Annotated in this window: 19 protein-coding genes and 2 riboswitches; of the genes, 4 read left to right on the top strand and 15 right to left on the bottom strand. The window is 36.3% G+C overall.

Annotated features, from left to right (window positions below):
• Positions 1–155: 155 nt before the first annotated feature.
• Positions 156–1301, bottom strand: a complete 1146-nt coding sequence (locus tag DF281_RS06670; protein ID WP_109349479.1) for an MFS transporter — start codon at positions 1299–1301, stop codon at positions 156–158.
• A 91-nt stretch (positions 1302–1392) separates the two neighbouring features.
• Between DF281_RS06670 and yeiL the strand changes: the two genes are divergently transcribed.
• Complete coding sequence (gene yeiL / locus DF281_RS06665; protein WP_109349478.1) at positions 1393–2100, top strand: transcriptional regulator YeiL; 708 nt, start codon at positions 1393–1395, stop codon at positions 2098–2100.
• A gap of 36 nt (positions 2101–2136) precedes the next feature.
• On the opposite strand, the gene DF281_RS06660 is transcribed toward yeiL, so the two are convergent.
• The 5 genes from DF281_RS06660 to DF281_RS06640 all read right to left on the bottom strand — a co-directional run bounded on the left by DF281_RS06660 (position 2137) and on the right by DF281_RS06640 (position 6529).
• Positions 2137–3795, bottom strand: coding sequence for an InlB B-repeat-containing protein (locus DF281_RS06660; RefSeq protein ID WP_109349477.1), 1659 nt, complete (start codon positions 3793–3795; stop codon positions 2137–2139).
• A gap of 566 nt (positions 3796–4361) precedes the next feature.
• Entirely contained in the window at positions 4362–4802 is a 441-nt protein-coding gene (locus DF281_RS06655) for a DUF5680 domain-containing protein (protein WP_109349476.1), read from the bottom strand.
• Between the two features lie 86 nt (positions 4803–4888).
• Positions 4889–5416, bottom strand: coding sequence for a chromate transporter (locus DF281_RS06650; RefSeq protein WP_109349475.1), 528 nt, complete (start codon positions 5414–5416; stop codon positions 4889–4891).
• Positions 5417–5965 carry a chromate transporter gene (locus tag DF281_RS06645; protein ID WP_109349474.1) on the bottom strand — a complete coding sequence of 183 codons (549 nt, stop codon included), beginning with the start codon at positions 5963–5965 and terminating at the stop codon, positions 5417–5419.
• 168 nt (positions 5966–6133) lie between these two features.
• A complete protein-coding gene (locus DF281_RS06640; RefSeq protein ID WP_109349473.1) occupies positions 6134–6529 on the bottom strand; it encodes a hypothetical protein in 396 nt (131 codons plus the stop codon).
• 146 nt (positions 6530–6675) lie between these two features.
• On the opposite strand from DF281_RS06640, the gene DF281_RS06635 reads away from it, so the two are divergent.
• A complete protein-coding gene (locus DF281_RS06635) occupies positions 6676–7206 on the top strand; it encodes a TetR/AcrR family transcriptional regulator (protein ID WP_109349472.1) in 531 nt (176 codons plus the stop codon).
• A gap of 66 nt (positions 7207–7272) precedes the next feature.
• Here DF281_RS06635 and DF281_RS06630 read toward each other — a convergent pair whose 3' ends face one another.
• From DF281_RS06630 to metA, 7 genes are all read right to left on the bottom strand, one after another.
• The gene (locus DF281_RS06630) at positions 7273–8178 is read right to left on the bottom strand and encodes an alpha/beta hydrolase fold domain-containing protein (protein WP_109349471.1); all 906 of its coding nucleotides are present in this window, start codon (positions 8176–8178) and stop codon (positions 7273–7275) included.
• 91 nt (positions 8179–8269) lie between these two features.
• Positions 8270–8701, bottom strand: coding sequence for an E3 binding domain-containing protein (locus DF281_RS06625; RefSeq protein ID WP_109349470.1), 432 nt, complete (start codon positions 8699–8701; stop codon positions 8270–8272).
• A 12-nt stretch (positions 8702–8713) separates the two neighbouring features.
• A complete protein-coding gene (locus DF281_RS06620; RefSeq protein WP_166636095.1) occupies positions 8714–10000 on the bottom strand; it encodes an FAD-dependent oxidoreductase in 1287 nt (428 codons plus the stop codon).
• 145 nt (positions 10001–10145) lie between these two features.
• Positions 10146–12071: an elongation factor G gene (locus tag DF281_RS06615; protein ID WP_109349468.1), complete on the bottom strand. Its 1926-nt coding sequence runs from the start codon at positions 12069–12071 to the stop codon at positions 10146–10148.
• Positions 12072–12078: 7 nt separating this feature from the next.
• Entirely contained in the window at positions 12079–12669 is a 591-nt protein-coding gene (locus DF281_RS06610; RefSeq protein WP_109349467.1) for an FMN-binding negative transcriptional regulator, read from the bottom strand.
• Between the two features lie 89 nt (positions 12670–12758).
• Positions 12759–12893: a hypothetical protein gene (locus DF281_RS14950; RefSeq protein ID WP_256595753.1), complete on the bottom strand. Its 135-nt coding sequence runs from the start codon at positions 12891–12893 to the stop codon at positions 12759–12761.
• Positions 12894–12922: 29 nt separating this feature from the next.
• Positions 12923–13831: a homoserine O-acetyltransferase MetA gene (gene metA / locus DF281_RS06605; protein WP_109349466.1), complete on the bottom strand. Its 909-nt coding sequence runs from the start codon at positions 13829–13831 to the stop codon at positions 12923–12925.
• A gap of 67 nt (positions 13832–13898) precedes the next feature.
• Positions 13899–14004, bottom strand: a riboswitch (SAM riboswitch).
• Positions 14005–14365: 361 nt separating this feature from the next.
• Here metA and DF281_RS06600 point away from each other — a divergent pair.
• Positions 14366–15526: an aminotransferase class I/II-fold pyridoxal phosphate-dependent enzyme gene (locus DF281_RS06600; protein ID WP_109349465.1), complete on the top strand. Its 1161-nt coding sequence runs from the start codon at positions 14366–14368 to the stop codon at positions 15524–15526.
• Positions 15527–15602: 76 nt separating this feature from the next.
• A riboswitch (ZMP/ZTP riboswitch) is annotated at positions 15603–15683 on the top strand.
• Between the two features lie 99 nt (positions 15684–15782).
• Positions 15783–16319, top strand: a complete 537-nt coding sequence (locus tag DF281_RS06595; RefSeq protein WP_109349464.1) for a phosphoribosyltransferase family protein — start codon at positions 15783–15785, stop codon at positions 16317–16319.
• 62 nt (positions 16320–16381) lie between these two features.
• Here the strand turns inward: DF281_RS06595 and DF281_RS14715 are convergent, their stop codons facing one another.
• Positions 16382–16558 (bottom strand): hypothetical protein, encoded by a 177-nt coding sequence (locus DF281_RS14715; protein WP_166636094.1) that lies wholly within the window; start codon positions 16556–16558, stop codon positions 16382–16384.
• Between the two features lie 183 nt (positions 16559–16741).
• Complete coding sequence (locus DF281_RS06590) at positions 16742–19087, bottom strand: amidohydrolase family protein (RefSeq protein ID WP_109349463.1); 2346 nt, start codon at positions 19085–19087, stop codon at positions 16742–16744.
• Positions 19088–19104 lie beyond the last annotated feature (17 nt).

The following is a 19104-nucleotide window of genomic DNA, read 5'->3' as shown; positions in this document are numbered from 1 at the left end:
AGCTAAAAGAAAAAGGCGATAAGACCTTTATATCAGTTTTCGAGTTACCAACGGTAACCCTCAAACTGAACGGTATTCATCCCCCACTTATAGAAGATGGGGGAATTCTACCGAACAGATGTTAAAACAGTTATTCTTCTCATTTAAATACTCCTCTATTTTGTGGTTTTCACATGTAAATACAATGCCGCAACGATCGCAGGAATTGTACAAATAAACATCGCAAAGTAGGCAGAACTTGGCTCGATTTCATAGAAATGACCACTTAGAATTGTCAATATCGCGGTTCCCCAACTAAGGGCAAATGCCGAATAAATTCCCTGCGCTTTCGTAATTTGCGTGTTTTTCATTTTCTGTGTTAAATACATCATAAACGCAAAATGCGCTGTTGCAAAAGAAAGTGCATGTAAAGTTTGAGAAAATGCGAAAATCCAAGCGTTTGACAACGCAAATGCAGTAAACCACCGTAATGCTGCCCCACTCGCTGCGAGTACTAATAGTTTGGCAGGAGTCCATTTAGAAAACCATTTATCTGCGACTGAAAATAGTAGAATTTCAAAAACAACACCGATATTAATAACAATGCCAATCAAATATTTCGGAACTTCTAAATGTTCTAAATAGAGGTAACCATAATTATAATAGGCGGCGTGAGAGCCTTGAATCAATGTTACGATGAATAAAATGACAAGGAAGTTTTTCGTTTTAATAACCGATTTGAAACTACTAAATGAAGCTTTTCCATTAGGCTTCATTTTTAAAATTTCAGGTGCTTGCATGAAGCTAAGTAAAATTAAAATTATTAAGTAAGAAATTAAAAGCCAAAGCATCGATTGATCGCCAAATTTCGCAGATACAACACTGACAATCGCGACTGATACGACGAAACCGATTGAGCCGTATGAACGACTTTTTCCGTAATGAATTTTATATTCTTGCACGAGTAGCCCTGCTGTACTATCTAATCCCGGCATAATTGCGGGGAGGAAAAAGCTTAATAAACAAGTTAATAAAAATAATGTTGCTTCATTCGTATCGAGTAGGAACAGTATACTTGTGAAAAATGCGCCTAAAATAAAGATGGTTAAGACCGTTTTTTGACTCCATTTCCCCGTCATCGCTGGGAAAATGAACATAGTCGATATTCCTCTTAACACAAGGCCAGCACTCATCATCATACTTGCTAATTCAATCGAAACATTTTTCTCATGTACGAGAAATCCTGTCCAATACGGAAGGAAAATTCCCCATGCCATGAAAAAAACGAAATATTGCTGGGACATCCAACGCTGTTGTTTCATTTCCGTCACTCCAATTCTATTTGAAGTTTAGCATTGAATTCTTTACAATAATATGAGATATCTCACATTTTAGAGGAAGGAGTTGACTAAATTGAAAAAATTGCATTCTTCAACTGTTCAAACCTATATTGACGAACATCCGATCCATCAATTATTCTCATTCGACATTATGCCATTCCTTGAAATTCATCAATTTAAACAAGGTGAATTCATTTTTCAAGAATTGAGTAAACCTGATTTTTTGTACTATGTCATTGATGGACGGGCAAAAGTATATATGACGCAGGAAAATGGCAAAGTCGCATTAATTAACTTCATCGGCGAAGGTGCTTTTATTGGCGAATTAGAGTTACTTCAAAACTCGTTTTTCTCAAAAGGAGTCCAAACGACAACTGAACTGACTTGTTTCGCAATACCGGTACATGCAATTCATGAAAGCGTTCGAGCTGATGCCCATTTTCTACGATTGCTGTGCGCCTATTTGAGTCATAAAGCATCCATGCACTCTTCCCGCTTCGCACAAGGACTCTCCTTTCCACTCGAAAATCGTTTAGCTGAATTCATTTTATTATCATCGAATGAAGGTGTTTATAATGAAAAACATACGGAAGTTTGTGAATTTCTCGGCGTCACCTACCGCCATCTATTATTCGTACTAGCGCAGTTCGTGGATGATGGATTATTGACAAAAGACGGCCGAAAATACATCATTCATGATGAAAGCGAATTATCTAAAATGGCTACAACGACGCAGCGATTGGACTTCACCTTGCTTGATTTACTTGAGGTTGAACATTGAAAAAGCTTGGATGAATTACATCATCCAAGCTTTTGTTTAGCGTTTCCAAATGGCGTACAATTTCGTATTTTTCACAAGTTTTAATTTCTTACCTGGTGCGTAAGCCGCTTCACCTTTTTTCGCAGAAGGTTTTGTTGACCAACCCGAGAATTTATAGCCTTTCCGCTTTAATTTCCCTTGGGATTTGATTGTCACTGAACCGTTCGGAACTACGTTTTTCTGTGTTGGGATTGTCCCTGTTGTTTTTCCATTATTAAAGTATTTGAGCGAGTATGTTTTCTTTTTCCATACTGCGTATAATACTGTTTGATCATCCACCATCACTTTTTTTCCTGTGTTGTATTTAACTTTCGCAAATTTATCTGTTTTTTCGTCCGTCCAACCGATGAATTCATAATTCGCTTTTGTGGGTTTCAATACTTTCTTACCGTCAATTATTGTGAATGCTACATCAGGTGCGCCAACTTTTGCATATTGATCAGCGTTTGCGCCCTCATAATACGTTTTCCCATCATATTTAGTCAGTTCAGGTAGACTGAAATTCCCACCGTTTGAATCATATACGATAGAAGAAATTTCAACTGCACCGATATCGGGTTTACCTTTTCTCGTATGACCACGTTGATCCACTTTTGTTCCTTTTCCACCTGTCATATTTGCCGTTCCAACTGTACCATTTAATCTTGGTGCAATCATGATTGTCGGAATTACTGTAGCGTCCTCTTTACTACCTGCTTTCACCGTACTTCCATTTTCAGCAAGCACTACAGGATATTTACCATATGCTTGTGCTACTGTATCTTTTGTTTCTGTACCATTGTCAAAACCTAATGAATTAGATTCCTTAAATTTTGTAGACGGTAAATATATATTTGAGAATAGTTTTGAAGGATTTTCGTTGTTTTCTACATTATTTCCTACTAATAAATCATTCATAAATTCATGCTTCATGAAGTTACCTTTCATACCAATAGCCCCGCCTTTTACGTCTTCTGGAATTTCAAGCATGCTATCTCTAATGATTTTATTATCGAAAATGGTGTTATTTTTAGAATTCAACTTATTTGTTGTTATACTTTCTTCTTCAGATTCATTTGCATTATAAACTAGGATTGCCCCGCCATTTGCTAAATCAAAGTCTGACCTAGATGAATTTTTGAAAAAAGTATTATTCTCCAATTCCATGTTTGCTGCAGCAGGCTCTGATTCATGGATTACGATTGCTCCTCCTCCACCAGAACCTTTATTTTGTGAAAAAGTTGTCCCTGAAATTGCGAGAGAATCTTTTTCTAATTTATTCCCAACAAATAGATTCTTGATTAGACTGTTCTCAAAAATATTATTCTCAAACCCAATTGCTCCACCCTTAATTTCTGTAACAGCCTTTTTAACAACCGAATTATCTAAAAATGTATTGTTCCAAGATGCAAAATTTACACCATCTAACTCTCCATATTGGTCATCATCATAAATGTGAGTCGATATTGCGCCACTCGCATTTCTTATTCCTTCTCCAAAATTATTTTTATAAAATGTACTATTTTCTACTTTTGCATGTACATTTATACTATCTTCATAAACTGCAATTGCTCCACCACCTAAATCACCTTCATTACTCTTGAAAGTTGTACCTGAAACTTCTAAAAAATTTCCCGAATTATACGTATAAAAACTAATTGCACCAGAACTTGGCATATCTCTTTACCCCGAAAAATCTGCTTTATTATTTTCAAAAAGTGATTTTTTAACAATTTTTATGAGTTTCCCTCTGCACTCATAAAAATTGCCCCTACTCCATTAAAATATACCCCCAAAACTTCCAATTCTTTGTTTGCAAGGGAGCCATCAATCATTATATTTTAAATAGTTAGATCGCCACTACCATAATCAGAAATCCCAACACCAGAATAGTTCGGCACATTTTTACCATCTATTGATAAATCAAAATATGATGTGTATTCCTTTGTCTTTAGTATTAAAATCCGAATTCAATATTGCCTTTGTATTCTCAGTCAAATCCTTTGTAACTTCATACAACTCTTACCCACTTTTACAATAGTCACTTTAGCTTCTGCATTTGTGAATACATAAATCCAAAAATCAAAAGAGATGTAAATAAAATAATCTAATAATTCAGTAATTTAATAATAATCACTCCTTATATTAATTAGTTTGTATTCACTTACCCTAAATAACTCTTTATATTCAGTATGTACACTCAATTTAAGTCATTGAAGTAAAAAAAAAGAACCCCGAAGGATTCACATTTTCCCACCACTATAATGGAGTTCATATATTATTTTATTGCCAATTCGAATATATTCTCTTCCGTTAAAACGTTCCACATCTCCTGAAAATTCATTGAAATAAAACATTTGGGCTTGTTGATAGAAGCTTGGGCCTCTTAAGGTATTTCTGCGTTCTTCTGCCATTAGAGATTGATGTAGAAAACGATAGATTTCAGCCGATTCATAGGCATCCGTTAAAATGCCACCTGAATATGACATCGTCCATACTGGCTTTTCCTCTAGAAAAATAACTTCTTGACCCGAATAATATTGATCGCCGATTTTGCGATCCTCAAATCGATAAAAGCCATCTCTAAATGAATGATATTTCATGCCATCTTTCTCATAAAAATCGCCGTCTTTTGCATACGTGGATTTTTTTGCTTTCCAAATAAATTTTTCAATGTCTTTCAAAAGGAACGCCTCATTTCGCAATAATTTTTTCAGCTGAAAGTCTACTATTACTTAATCTAATTATATCAAAATGAGCGGAATTTGTATTATAAAAACAGTCCACCGAGAATTAAACCGGCTACGATGCATAGGATCGGGCTGATTTTTACGTATTCCATTAAGGTAAAAGCGATTGCTATACAGATTACACTTAGCATTGCACCATTGTCCAATATCGCCGTTTCTGTGAATCCAAATGCCAATTGAGCCATCAAAACCGCAATTGTAGGTAGAACGAATGTCGATAATCGTTTTACGCGTGGCGAGTCTTTGAATTTATTCAAAATGCTTAATAGAACCATCATTAATACCAGTGATGGCATAATTGTCGCAAAAACACTAATAAACGAGCCAAGAATACCCGCTTCGGAATAACCGATATACCCTGCCATTTTCGTCGCAATCGGGCCTGGCAATGCATTCGATAAGCCTAAAACATGACTAAATTCTTCCGTCGACATCCACTGTTGATTTTTAACGACCTCTTTTTCAATTAAGGGAATTGTCGCGGGGCCTCCACCGTAGCCCAATAAATTCGTATAGAAAAAAACATAGAATAATTTTAAGTAAATCAATTATTCCACCTCTTTTCGAATAGGTAAAATAAACGCTGTAATTAATAAACCCGCAATTAAAATTCCTGGATGAATATTTAGGACAAATAGCGCGAGTAAACTCAAAACTAATATTGTCGAGCCAATTTTCCAACCTAATTTGGCTTGAGATTTTTTTAAGAATTCGAGCATCATACTGAACATCATCGCTGCTACGACAATGATGACACCTTTCGTCATTCCTTGCACGAAGGCATAGTCTTGGAATTTTTGTAGACCACCTACAAGTATGATGACCGCAACTACTGTTGGTAGAACCGTTGCTAATAAAGCATTGATACAGCCGATCCACCCGCCGTATTTATAGCCGATATACCCTGCCATTTTCGTCGCGATTGGACCGGGCAGTGTATTTGCAATTGCTAATGTATTCGCGAAATCATCCGAGTCCATTAATTTATATTTTTTGACGATTTCATTTTCAACGAGTGGAATTACTGCTGGACCTCCACCGAAGCCGAGAAGATTTGATCTGAAAAAAGAAAGAAATAAAATCCATTGTCTATTCACAATACCACCTCTAATAAGTCTGTAATTCTATTATACGACTTTTCTGAGTAATAAATTATGGATTTTTCTATAAATAGTGGTAATATTATAAAACAACAAATACTTTTTTGCCTAATTCTGGTTTTAAATTACATTATATTGTAAATTTATATTCTTAATAGCGGATATTCATTCAGTAAAATCTACCCACGCATTAAAGTTTATAGATTGGATTATTTCTTCTAATAACACTAGACGAACCATGCGTACATGCCAATCTAGAACATAGTATTCTGGCTGAAAGAATAAACTCCGATCTAAATATATTTTGGTTGTCGAAGTAGAATTAAATATTTCTTCAATTACTTCAAAATCTCCAATTATTTCAAAATCTCCATCCAATTTCTCACATTTACTCAAACTAATAATTTTGTCTAACGGGACAATAATCAATAGTATTTCTGAATTAAATGTACAAGTAACAGCTTTTAATATTTTTCCGATGGGGATGTGCATTTCTTTTTCTAATTCAATATTTGTATGTATATGTGCTGGTATTTCTAAAGATGATCTCTCCACTTTCATCTACTAATCCCCCAAAAATAATGTGCAACCCACAGTTATTATTACGAATCACCTACTCTATTTTCACTTATTTTCAATCGGTTTAGCAATAATCAAAAATACATGAATGTCTAATTTTTCGACACACAAGGAGAATCAAATTAAATATGAAACCGTCAAGAACAAAAATCCTCTTATGGGAGTGTTTATGCAATTTAATATTCAGTAAGAAAATTGAATTTTCAAACCTCACAATCAATGATATTTGTACAGAAGCTACCGTTCACCGTTCCACTTTTTACAATCATTTCACCGATAAATATGACTTATTCTCATTCGGCTATATTTTAAGTTTGGAAAGAAAAAAGAAATACAGTCTAGAAAACCAGTTCAAAACACCATTTAAGATTTCTGAAGAAATTTCTCATGAAATGAACACACCACTTTTTTTCTCAAACCACGATGAATCTTTAGAAGAACTAATCCAAGACATTCAAAAAAAAGAAACAACTAATTTATTCCAAACCCTTTCAAATAAAGGTTATTTTTTCGAATTACCAGATTCTTTTTTAATTGATTTTTTCCTTTCTACTAAAAATTTAATATTGAAACATATTATTTCGGGTAATATTACCGTCGATGAAGGTGATTTAATTTTACAAAAGGTGATCTTCACACCGCTTTTCAAAGCAGAATAAACTTTGCCTTGTTCTACAATAAATAGGCATAATCCACTCCTATACGAATGGATTATGCCTATTTTTTTATAATGATTTCAAGAAATGGTCAATATCATGAATGATTTGCGTCGTTTGTTTTTCATTTAATCCACCAACAGCGAAAAAGCCGTGAATCGTATTTTCTTCCGTTTTTCTCAAAACTTTTACGCCCGCATTCTCTAATTTATGTTCATATAAAATCGCTTCATCTCGTAGTGGATCAAACTCTGCTTTCATAATAAACGTTGGACAATGATTTGAAAAATCCAATCCATGCAGCGGAGCGATTGTCGCATTCGGCTCACGATGCTCTGTCATCTGTGTGTAAAAGGCTTGTAACCACTCGGTTTCTAGTAAAAACCCTTCACCGTAAGCACGTTTTGAATCCGTTAATAAAAATGGATCAACCGCTGGGTAAAATAAGCAAATTGCTTTAATAAAATCATGCGTATGTTGAATTTGCTGTTCGATGGAAGCGACTAATGAAGCGCCGAAACCATCGCCACAAACGACCATTTCATCTGGTAGTGAATGGAATAATTCCGCATTCGTATGCGCCCATTCAATCGCATCAATACAGTCATTTAAAGGTGTCGGGAACGGTTCCATACGATAGGAAACTGCAATAACAGTCATATTACACGTAATGGCAGTTTCCCTTAATTTATTTTCGATATGCTCATAATTACTCGTTAAAAATAGACTACCTGTAAACCATAGAAGTGTCGGCCGCTTTGTTTCTGCGTTCGGATAAATAATCGTCGCATTCAACATATGGCCATCTCTAGCTGGTATTTGAATATCTTCTTTATAATCGATATGTGCGTCATTCGTCGTGCCAGTATGTTGTAAGAACCAGATCTCTTTTTCTTCTTTCGTCAATGATTGAAAAGGTTCTCTTCTTCTCTCTTTTTCAATGAACTCTTTCGTTTTAGTTGATAAGTTGCCCATTTGAAAACCTCCTTAAAAATAGCTACATTTATTATCATTTCCCTTTTTCATACAAATAAAAACCTTTCTTCTGAAAGAAAGGTCATTCGTCCTAAGTTGCTGCTTCTATTTGATCAATAACATGTCTCACATCATTTTTTGTGATTTCGCCACCTTCACCAGAACCAATCAATGTTGAAACGTCAATTTTGTATTTTTGCGCCATTTTTTTAGCAATCGGTGTAATAAGTTGAAATTGATGAGGAGCGATTTCAATATAATATTCTTCTGCCGTATCCATCTGAACAGGTTTGTCATCAAGTTCTACAATAACTGATTGAACAGGCGTTACTTCATCCATATTCACCATCGTACAGACGTATCCATCAAAATTAGAAACAATTTCACAAAAGTGAGTACCGTTTGTGACAAGGCAGATTGTTTCCCCTGACTCAACATATTCACCAATCGATTTATACCACTCTGCCACTTTTCCCTCTTTCATAAAAAGTCCCAATCGAGGCATTTTTATTTGAAAAGTCATAAGCTCCCTCCTTCAGACAATTTTATTTCTTTTTGGCTGATCCACACTGATTGAAGGAATCATTTGATGAAAATCCTCAATCGTCCCTTCAGACTGAATCAATTTCACAAGTTTCGTCATGATTTCATTGGCGTTTTCCCCAATAATGACTGCGCCAAGTATTTCTCCAAATTCTTGATCTATTAAAATTTTGACCATGCTTTTACACCATTCAAATGACACTTCTTCCGAAAGCATTTCAACTGTCCCTTTGAAAACATCTACTTGTTCATGCAGTTCATTTTCATTCATTCCAACCGTTAAAATTGGTGGTGTTGAGTGAATTCGCATCACTTCAATTTGAGGTTTATAGGGAATAGTTGTTTGTAAAATGTGATGAATAACTTTTTTAGCCGCTGATTGACTCGACTTTGTCACACTGCCAATTGCATAAATATTATCTTCAGTCGTTTGATTATTTTGATTTACTTTTATATACGTATTTGCGATTTCGACTTGTAAATCACGTGCAATTTCGAAATTCCCCACTGTTCCACATGCAATTAGTAAATGTTCATGATGAATCGGAATGTCATCGAGCATAACTTTGCCATTAGTTGCGCGCATATTTTTTTGATTCGGAAGCATCGTAACATTTAATGCCGCTAACTGTTTTTTCATCATATAACGCACTTCCGCATCTTCTTGCAACATGAGATCTTTATCATTTTCGAGAATTGTCACAATTGTTCCCAATGGCGCTAGACTCAACGCGGTTTCGGCTGCAGTCAATCCTCCTCCAATAATCGTCACCTCATGGGGTAGCTCATTTAGTTCATATAGTTGGTCGATTGTTAGAAAATCCTTTTTTGATAAGCCATCAAGATCAGGGATTTTCTCTTTAGAACCAGTAGCAAGTATAATATTTTCTGCGCGCATGGCCTGATTTTCAATACGAATAATTTGATTCACATCAACACTAGCTTCGCCCGCGTAGCAATCGACGCCTGCGGTGATCAACTCCGAATAAATGCGACTTGCATGCTTCATCGCGTTCGAAAACATCTTGTTTTGAAGTCGAGAATAATCTACTTCAAAGGATGAAATATCAAATCCGCTCGAACTCGCTTCACGTAGACTTAATGCAACATTTGCACATTTTTGCAGTTGTTTTGCTTTAAACAGCCCCGCATGTACTTTTCTTCCGCCCCAACGGAATTTTTCAATAATTGCAACTTTCATGCCCAGCGAACGCGCATAAAGTGCCGCTTCCACACCGCTACTTCCGCCCCCAATAATGACTACTTCATATTTAAGCAACTTCTCGACCTCCTCCAATAATTTGTTTATATTTCTATAGATACCCAATTTAAGCATATATTTAACATATGTTTTTCGAATTGGTAAACAATTTATGTAATTAAAAAGTACTTTAATTATTGTCACATAATTAAAGTACTTCCTTTTAATATTCTGTATTCAAATCCATCGAATAAATCGCTTCATCCCAAGGAACTGTTACTTTCTTCCCTTTGACACAGAATACCGAATTTGAACTATATTTCGGATCCGCAGCTTTACGATAGCCACGCTGTTCGACGACTTCCTTCGAGTTGTGGCAAGGCATATAGCCCGAAACGACAAGTTGTAAACTACCACGACCACTCGTATATGCCGCAAATTTCGCTGGATAATCCAGCATTGTTGAAACCGGCACTATTCCACTTAGAATCGCAAATTCAGCCTCTGTTTCAGGCACATCAATCGTAGCCTGCATCTGTTGTAAATCCGTCATCATCTTACCTAGTAAATCAATACCCGCCTTCATTTTGAAACGATAAACAGGCTCCAGTAAAATATTTTCAGCCTGCTCTAAACCTTGACGTAAAGCGCGCAAAGTCGCTTCTCTAAAATCGCCACCAGCCGTATGTTTTTGATGCGCACTGCCATTAATTATATCAATTGATAAATCCGTTATTTCAGAACCTGTCAAAATGCCATGATGTCCGCCTTCTATCAAATACTGTTCAATTAAATTTTGCAAACTTGGTGTCAAAACATTCGGATGGCATGTTTTATTCACTTTGATGCCTTTCCCTAATTCATTCGGCATAATCTTTAGATGGACTTCTGCATAATGGTGAAGCGGATCGAAATGGCCGAAACCAATCACTTGATCAGAGATTGTTTCCTTGTAAATAATCGTCGGATTTTCAAATTCAACTTCTTCTCCAAATCGATCGTATACAACTTGAGCCAATACTTCTAATTGAATTTTGCCCATTATATTTACAGTCATTTCTTGCATTTCTTCTTGCCAATCCAATGATAGCGCTGGATCTTCTGCCTCTAAAAGTCTAAAGTTCTCAAGTATTTCCTTTGGATGACGTGACGATTTACTATTCACTTTTGCGCGCATCGTCGGAATCATTTGAGCAGCATAATCATACGCATTATTCAGATTCATGCCGACACGAGCATTTTTCAATCCGACAATTGCCACAACTTCCCCTGCTTTTGCCGATTGCTGCTCCGTGAATTTCAAACCATTATATTGACGAATTTGCGTAATTTTGAAAATCTCGTCATCTAGTTCAATCTGTTGTCGAATTTTGATTTCACCCGCATGAATTTTCACAAATGCGATTCGCTGATTTTGTTCGATATGTCGAATTTTATAAATGGAAGCATTTAAAGGGGCTTTTTCGTCAAATAGAGGATTTAGCAATACATCCAATTGATCTAGGAAATGTTGGATCCCTCCCCCTTTCAACGCCGCTCCATAAAACACCGGGTACAATTGTCGATTCATGAACGCTTCCGACAAATCATTCAGCCACTCATCTTCCGTTGTTGCATCATCAAAAAACCTCTCTAAACGCTCCTCATCCAACGATGCAAAAAGCTCAATTGCTTCACTTCTAGTTGAAAAAGGGCATACATTTTGAGAAAGGCGACTTTGAAGCTGCTGCAAAATCCAACTTTCATCTGCACCTTGTAAATCCATTTTGTTCGAAAATAGAATCGTCGGCACTTTATGTTTTTCAAGCAAAGCCCAGATTGTTTCGGTATGACCTTGAACACCATCTGTGCCATCTAATAAAAGGATGGCGGCATCAAGTGCGAGAATCGAGCGTTCCATTTCAGCCGAAAAATCGACATGCCCTGGTGTATCAATCATCGTATACGTATGACCATTTAATGCAAAAGTCGCTTGATCCGCATAAATCGTAATACCTCGCTGCTGTTCAATTTCATTCGTGTCGAGGTGGGAATTTTGATGATCCACTCGCCCCATCTCTCGAATACTTTTCGTATAATAGAGCAATTGCTCCGAAAAGGTTGTTTTCCCCGCATCAACATGGGCAAATATACCGATAGTTTTGTTCATAATAGCCTCATTTCTCCATTTTACGAGCGATTATTTGATCATCGCCTTGATTGCGTTCCCTTAAACCATTTGCGACATTTTGATTGCGCTGGTCGGGATGGTGCTGATTTAGTTTTTCGATTGCTTCAATTTTATTTATTTCAATTTGAAACCCAACAATGCCTTTCAATTGTGCATTAATATAGGATTCGCTGACATTTTCAATTGAATAGTTGCCATTTGGGTTAGTATATTTCTTCGTTAGCGAAATAACTGCCTTTTTCAAATCTTCTTTACTTAAAGGTTGCACAATTCCATGAATATGTACGGCTTCATAATTCCAAGTTGGCACAGCTTCCGAAGTTTCATACCAATCGGGCGTAATAAAAGCATGCGGACCATTGAAAATCGCCAGTGCCTTCACACCATTTAACATGCGACTTTGTGGATTCGCTTTCGCAATATGTCCAATTAGAAATTTCTCATCTTCTGATAAGAACAATGGCGTATGGGTTGCCATTAAGTCATCCGATTGAGAAGTGATGAAATTTACAAATCCATGCTGTTGGACGAATTCTCGGATGGATTGCTTCATTGTAAATTGTTTTGGTACATACATGTGAACGCCTCCCTTTTCTTCTATTATATACAAAAGTACAAATGATTTCGAAATAAAAAACCCACCTCGAGTGAGATGAGTTTCGTACTCTACTTACTTTTGTGCGTTGTTCTCCATGGATCATTTTTAGGCGATACAATTGTTCCGTCTTTTGCTCTCACTGTGTTTTGTTCTGACTTTGCAAATAACTTTAATTTCTGCTCTTTCGAAAAATTTCGTAGCATGCTCAACTCTCCTTTAATAGCACAATATTTTATTCCCACTCATACGGAGTTTCTTGGTAAACATAGTAATTCAGCCAGTTTGAGAATAGTAAATGTGTATGCGAACGCCAGCGATTTAACGGCTTTTTCGTCGGATCATCATTCGGGAAGTAATTTTTCGGCACTTCTGGATCCAAGCCTTTCGCAACATCACGGTCATATTCTTGCTTCAATGTGTCCGCATCATACTCTAAATGCCCTGTAATCATAATTTGCTTATGATCTTTTGACACGATGATGAATGCGCCCGCTTCTTCCGATTCAGAAATTAATTCTAGTTCGGGATGTGCCTCAATTTCCTCAACCGAAACAGAGGTATTACGCGAATGTGGTGCGATATACACATCATTAAATCCGCGAATTAAATTAACTGTACTATCACGAACGATATGATCGAAAATGCCTGAACATTTTTCTGGAAGTGGGTATTTGCCAATGCCGTAATGGTGGAACAATGCGGCCTGCGCTCCCCAACAAATATTCAAAACAGATGTGACATTTGTTTTCGTCCAGTTCATAATTTCAACAAGTTCTTGCCAAAAATCAACTTCATGGAATTCAAAAAGTTCGATTGGCGCGCCCGTAATGATCATGCCATCATATTTCTTCGACTTAATATGCTCGAAAGTTGTATAAAAAGTATCCAAATGGTTTTTACTAACATTTTTTGATTCATGCGTAGCTGTATCTAAAAAAGTCACATCTACTTGCAATGGCGTATTCCCCAATAATCGAAGCAATTGTAGCTCTGTTTTTTCTTTTTCAGGCATTAAGTTTAAAATTAGTATTTTGATTGGTCGTATATTTTGGCTTGTCGATCTCTCTTCATCCATAATAAAAATCTTCTCTTTTTCTAAAATCTCCGTAGCTGGTAGTCCATTCGGAAAATTGATTGGCATATGTAGCTCCCCCTTAAAATATAAAAACCTCATTCTAATAAGAATGAGGTTTGAGTAATCGAACGTCATCTTATCGCTCAGAAGTAACACTTCCGTAGGATTTAGCACCTTCCTGTAAACAGAGGTTGCTGAAGCGTCGACGGGCCATATCCCTCTGCTTCTCTTGATAAGAAATATTTAATTCCCATTATCATAACAGAAGGCTTAATCATTAGCAATGATTTCTGACAATTCAAACAAATATTCACAGTTATTTACTATACCGAAATACTTTATACAGTTCATTTAAAAGGTTGTATTTTCAGAAAATTCTAATTATTAATCTGTTTTATAACAGTTTTTATATGTTGTATAAATGCAGGTATAATAATAAACGTTATGAATATTAGGTTGTTGATATTTAAGTAAAATTTTCAATTTTCTAATTAATGTTTCAACGTCCTATTTCATATTACTGTTATATAGCAAAAATATATGGTAGAATATGAGATATATTTCAGATACATAAATTTTATTCAAAGGAGTGCATAAACTATGACAATTGAAAGATCGACATTAATGACGAAATTCCCGAAAGCTATCTTCGGTGATTTAAAACGAGCAGCTCGTAAAAAAGCTTCAGAAGGTGTTGCATTAGTTGATTTAAGTTTAGGTAGTCCCGATTTACCACCAGCTGAACTTGTGCGCAATGAGTTATCGAAACAAGCCGCACTAGCTGATTCATATGGCTACACTTTAGGTGGTACTGACAAATTCAATGAAGCGGTTGCGAATTATTACAAGCGTCGCAGTCACGTCACTTTAGATCCTCAAACGGAAATCATTCAGACAATGGGTTCGCAGGAAGGTTTAGTCCACTTACCGATGGCGCTTTGCAATAAGGGCGATGTTGTTTTAACGACGGATCCTGGATATGTTGCATATGAAGCCGGCATAAATATGGCGCAGGCCGAAGCATATTATATGGCATTAACGCCTGAAAATGATTTTTTACCAGACTTCAATGCGATTCCTGAAGATATTTGCAAACGTGCAAAACTGCTGATTTTAAATTTACCAGGTAACCCTGTTCCAGCAATGCCAAGTATTTCATTCTTTGATAAAGCCATTCAATTCGCTAAAAAGCATGATATTATTATTTTACATGATGCGGCTTATTCAGAATTCTATTTCGAAGGCGATCGCCCAATCAGTTTTTTAGAAGCAGATGGCGCAATGGATCTAGGCATCGAAATTAACTCCCTTTCTAAAAGTTTCAGCCTAGCTGGCGCACGAATTGCCTATATCGCTGGAAATGCGGAACTTGTGCAAATTATTGGCGAGCTGAAATCTAATTTAGATTACGGTACATTTAGACCGATTCAAGATGCCGCTTGTGTCGCACTCGACAATGCAGAAGAAATTACTGAATCATTACGTGAAGTGTTCTCGAAAAGACATCATTTATTGTCAAACGGCTTAAAAGAAATCGGTTGGGATGTCGTACCTTCTTCTGGTGGCATGTTCGTTTACGCGAAATACCCTCAACAACAGTTCAATGATATCGATTTTGTCTATCATGTCATTGAAAAAACGGGTGTTGTCATGGTTCCGGGTTCAATTTTCGGACAATCAGGCAAAAATTACGTGCGAATTGCGTTAGTTCAACCTGAAGAATTAATTCAAGAAGCTTTAAATCGATTAGCAACATTATAAAACATCGGAGAATCTCTATTTTGAGGTTCTCTTTTTAATTGCAATTTTTTGATTTTTCATATAAAATAATGTCATTCCTTACTTTTGCGACTGACGTAACATGGAATGAACCATGGTGAAGCAAAAAGTAATTATGTCGAACGTCTGGGCGAGTATTTTTTTAGCGGAATGCTATTAAAATGCTTTTTATTTTGGATATTTTCATCAAATTAGGAAGGCTTATGTGAGCCGTTCAGATTTATTACAGGGGTGCAAAATGAATAACTACTATCAATTGACGGTTGGAAATCTTACGAGAGATTTGCCAATCATAGAATTGCCAAATGGTATCAAAATCGCGAGTTTCGTCCTTTTAGGAGATGCGGAACTTGTGCGTGAAGTAACACCACTTTTACAAAAGAAACTACCGGAATTCGATGTCATCGTCACTGCTGAAGCAAAGGGAATCCCAATTGCACAAAGCCTTGCGGACGCATTGTATCACCGTAAATTCTATGTAGCACGTAAAAGTCAAAAATCTTATATGGTCGATCCGCTCTCGATTGAAGTGAATTCAATCACGACCGAGCAAACGCAAATGCTCTATTTCGACGGTATTGATGCACAGGAAATCGCAGGTAAAAGAGTCGCGATTATCGATGATGTCATTAGTACGGGCGAATCGATTAAATCACTGGAATCACTCGTTGAAAAAGCCGGCGGAAATGTCGTCTGCCGTGCTGCAATTTTGGCTGAAGGCGATGCCAAAAATCGTGATGACCTTATTTATTTAGAACATTTGCCACTATTATAAGATTTAAAAAAGAATCCATGAAGAAGCTTGGTGTATTACCAATAACTTCGACATGGATTCTTTTATTTTTGAACGGTTAAGAAAAAGTTCACGATTACGAGAATGACCGAAATCACATAAACAATGGAACTGCCAATAATGTGTAATTTCACATTTTTCACAAATCCCTGTTCTTTCCGCGTTACATAGAAAATCGTAATAATTAAAAATGACGTAACAAGTTGATTAAATGTAAACAATGTATCATTAAATTCTCGTCCCAAAACTACGACAATGCTAAAGCAATAATTAAGAATGAGCAAGCTTTTCACGACGAAATGAGTGAGGTAGTTCGGGACAATTTTCGCCATAATTAACAAGGAAGTAATAATCAATATGCAGTGTAAGATGAGCAATGTGAGCCATAATATGTGAATCACTGTTTACATGAGATCCTTTTTATAAACTACTTTGCCATTTACAACCGTCATTTCGACAATTGCATCGCGTACATCACCACTACTTAAATCTCGATCAAATATTGTGAAATCTGCATCGTACCCTACTTTGACCATACCTCTCGTACTTTCATGGCCAATAATTTTAGCTGCTTCAGTTGTATACATTTTGACCGCTTCATAAGTTGACACTTGCTCCGCTACAACAAATTCACGTTCATTTACCAGACGATTCGTCGCCGCATAAATTCCTTCTAGTGGATCCACGCTTTCGACAGGGCCATCACTTCCACCTGCACAAGTAATGCCTGCTTGCATAAGCGATTTGATTGCATAAGCATAATTTGCGCGATCCGCACCAATTTTTTGCTCAATCCAAGGCCCATCAGAAGTAATAAAGGTTGGTTGAATATCGACAGCAATCGGCAATTTCTTCATGCGTTCGATTAACTCTTCATTTACGATTGATGCATGTATGATGCGGTGAGGGAGAGGTTGTTCAAAATCGAATTTCTCTAATAATGAAATAATCTGCTCCAATGCTGCATCGCCAATCGTATGGATTGCCACTGGTCGATTGTATGCGTTTGCCAATTCAAATAGTTGGCGCATCTGCTCATCCGAGTGGATTAACATCCCTTTCCACCCCGGTTTAGATGTATAATTCTCCTGCAACGCCGCCGTTTCCCCACCAAGTGAGCCATCCGCAAAAATCTTCATCGCACCTAATTCCATAAACTGTTCGTCAAAAGTGAATTTCTCCGACATCATTGCTTCAAAAACTTCATGATGAATGAGTAAATTACATTTGAAATCTTGTCGCTCTGATGTCACTTTTTTATACACTGCATACGTATCTTGATAAGGGCCATAATAATTCATATCTTCTGTATGGCCACCAGTTAATCCTTTTGATTGAAGCTCGTCAATCGACAAATTCAATGCATTTTGCAATTCTTTCAAGTGATTTTCTCCAGTTGCGATTGAAGCATTGCGCAATTGTTCTGCTGCCGCTTCATAAACGATACCGTTCAATTCACCTGCAGCATTTCTGCCAACTCGCCCTTTTGCATGATCTGCATAACTTACTAAATCGGCTGCTTCTAAGGCGGCACTATTGCCCATATAAATATGGCGACAAACGCGACTAATAATGACAGGCTTTTGTCGTATTTCATCTAAATCCCACTTTGTTGGAAGAATCGGTTGTTTAAAATTATTTTCATCTAACCCATCTCCAATTAACCAAGCGGATTCACGACAATTTTCACTCGCTTCCTTCATTTTTTCAATGAGCTGCTCAATTGAAATAATATTTGATAAATCTACGCGAATTAATTGTTGACCAACACCAATCATATGAAGATGACTATCCACGAATCCCGGGTAGACGACTTTTCCTTGAAGGTCGATTTTGATGTCCGCGCTTCTAAATAATTCCTTATATGTACCCGATTGAATAATTGAACCTTTTGAGGTAAGTACCGCTTCTACAGTAGTTTCTTCATCTTCCATTGTATGAATGATTCCGTTATACCATAGTTTTTTATTTTCCTCATTGTATTTCAAGTGTTTCAAATTAGCTGTTTTAGTAGTAATTAATAGTTGTTCTTCAAATAATTTTTGAATTGTCGCCAATATGAAGTTTGAATCCATCGATATTTTAGATTTATATAATACATGAGCGATCAACTCATCTTTTAAAATGACTTTTTCATGAAATCCAAGAATTTCCCCTGCCATTAAAATCTCATTTTCCACTTCTTGCAAACTCGTCGTTTTAATAAGATTATTTTCAGAATAACGTAAATAATCTCCGCTTTCTAGCAGGTTATTCCATTCGCTTCTTAATGATAAACTACAATCATCTTTGATTGAGTAGCTACTATTCTTATAAAAGTGTTCAATATACTTTGTAGGAACATCTTTTAAATCATCAAAATAGAGCATTCGATTCTCATCTTCTTTTATTTGATCGATATAGACAAACTCTAAAGTTTTCTCCACTTTTTGCATGTAATCATTTAGAAAGCGTAGCGCAATCTGATCTTTGATCGAAGGCGTCATCCAAAGTAAAAATCGTACATTCTCTTCTGCAATTATTCGTAATTCCTTATAGCCTTCTAATTTTACTTTATTAAAATGATTCGAATAATTTTGAAGCCACTTAGTTCTTTTTTTAATGCCACTAATTGTGTCGATTTGATCCAATGGCCCATATGCTAAATTATCATGAATACTAATGACGTCAATACCTGCCCCAAATACTGATTTTAACGTTTTTTCAAATTCTTTAGAAAATGAAATATGTACAGTTTTTTTCCCTACCATTAATCTCCCACCTTTCA

Source organism: Kurthia zopfii (genome assembly GCF_003143955.1).
GTDB lineage: Bacteria > Bacillota > Bacilli > Bacillales_A > Planococcaceae > Kurthia > Kurthia zopfii.
This window is presented reverse-complemented; position numbering and strand designations above follow the sequence as displayed.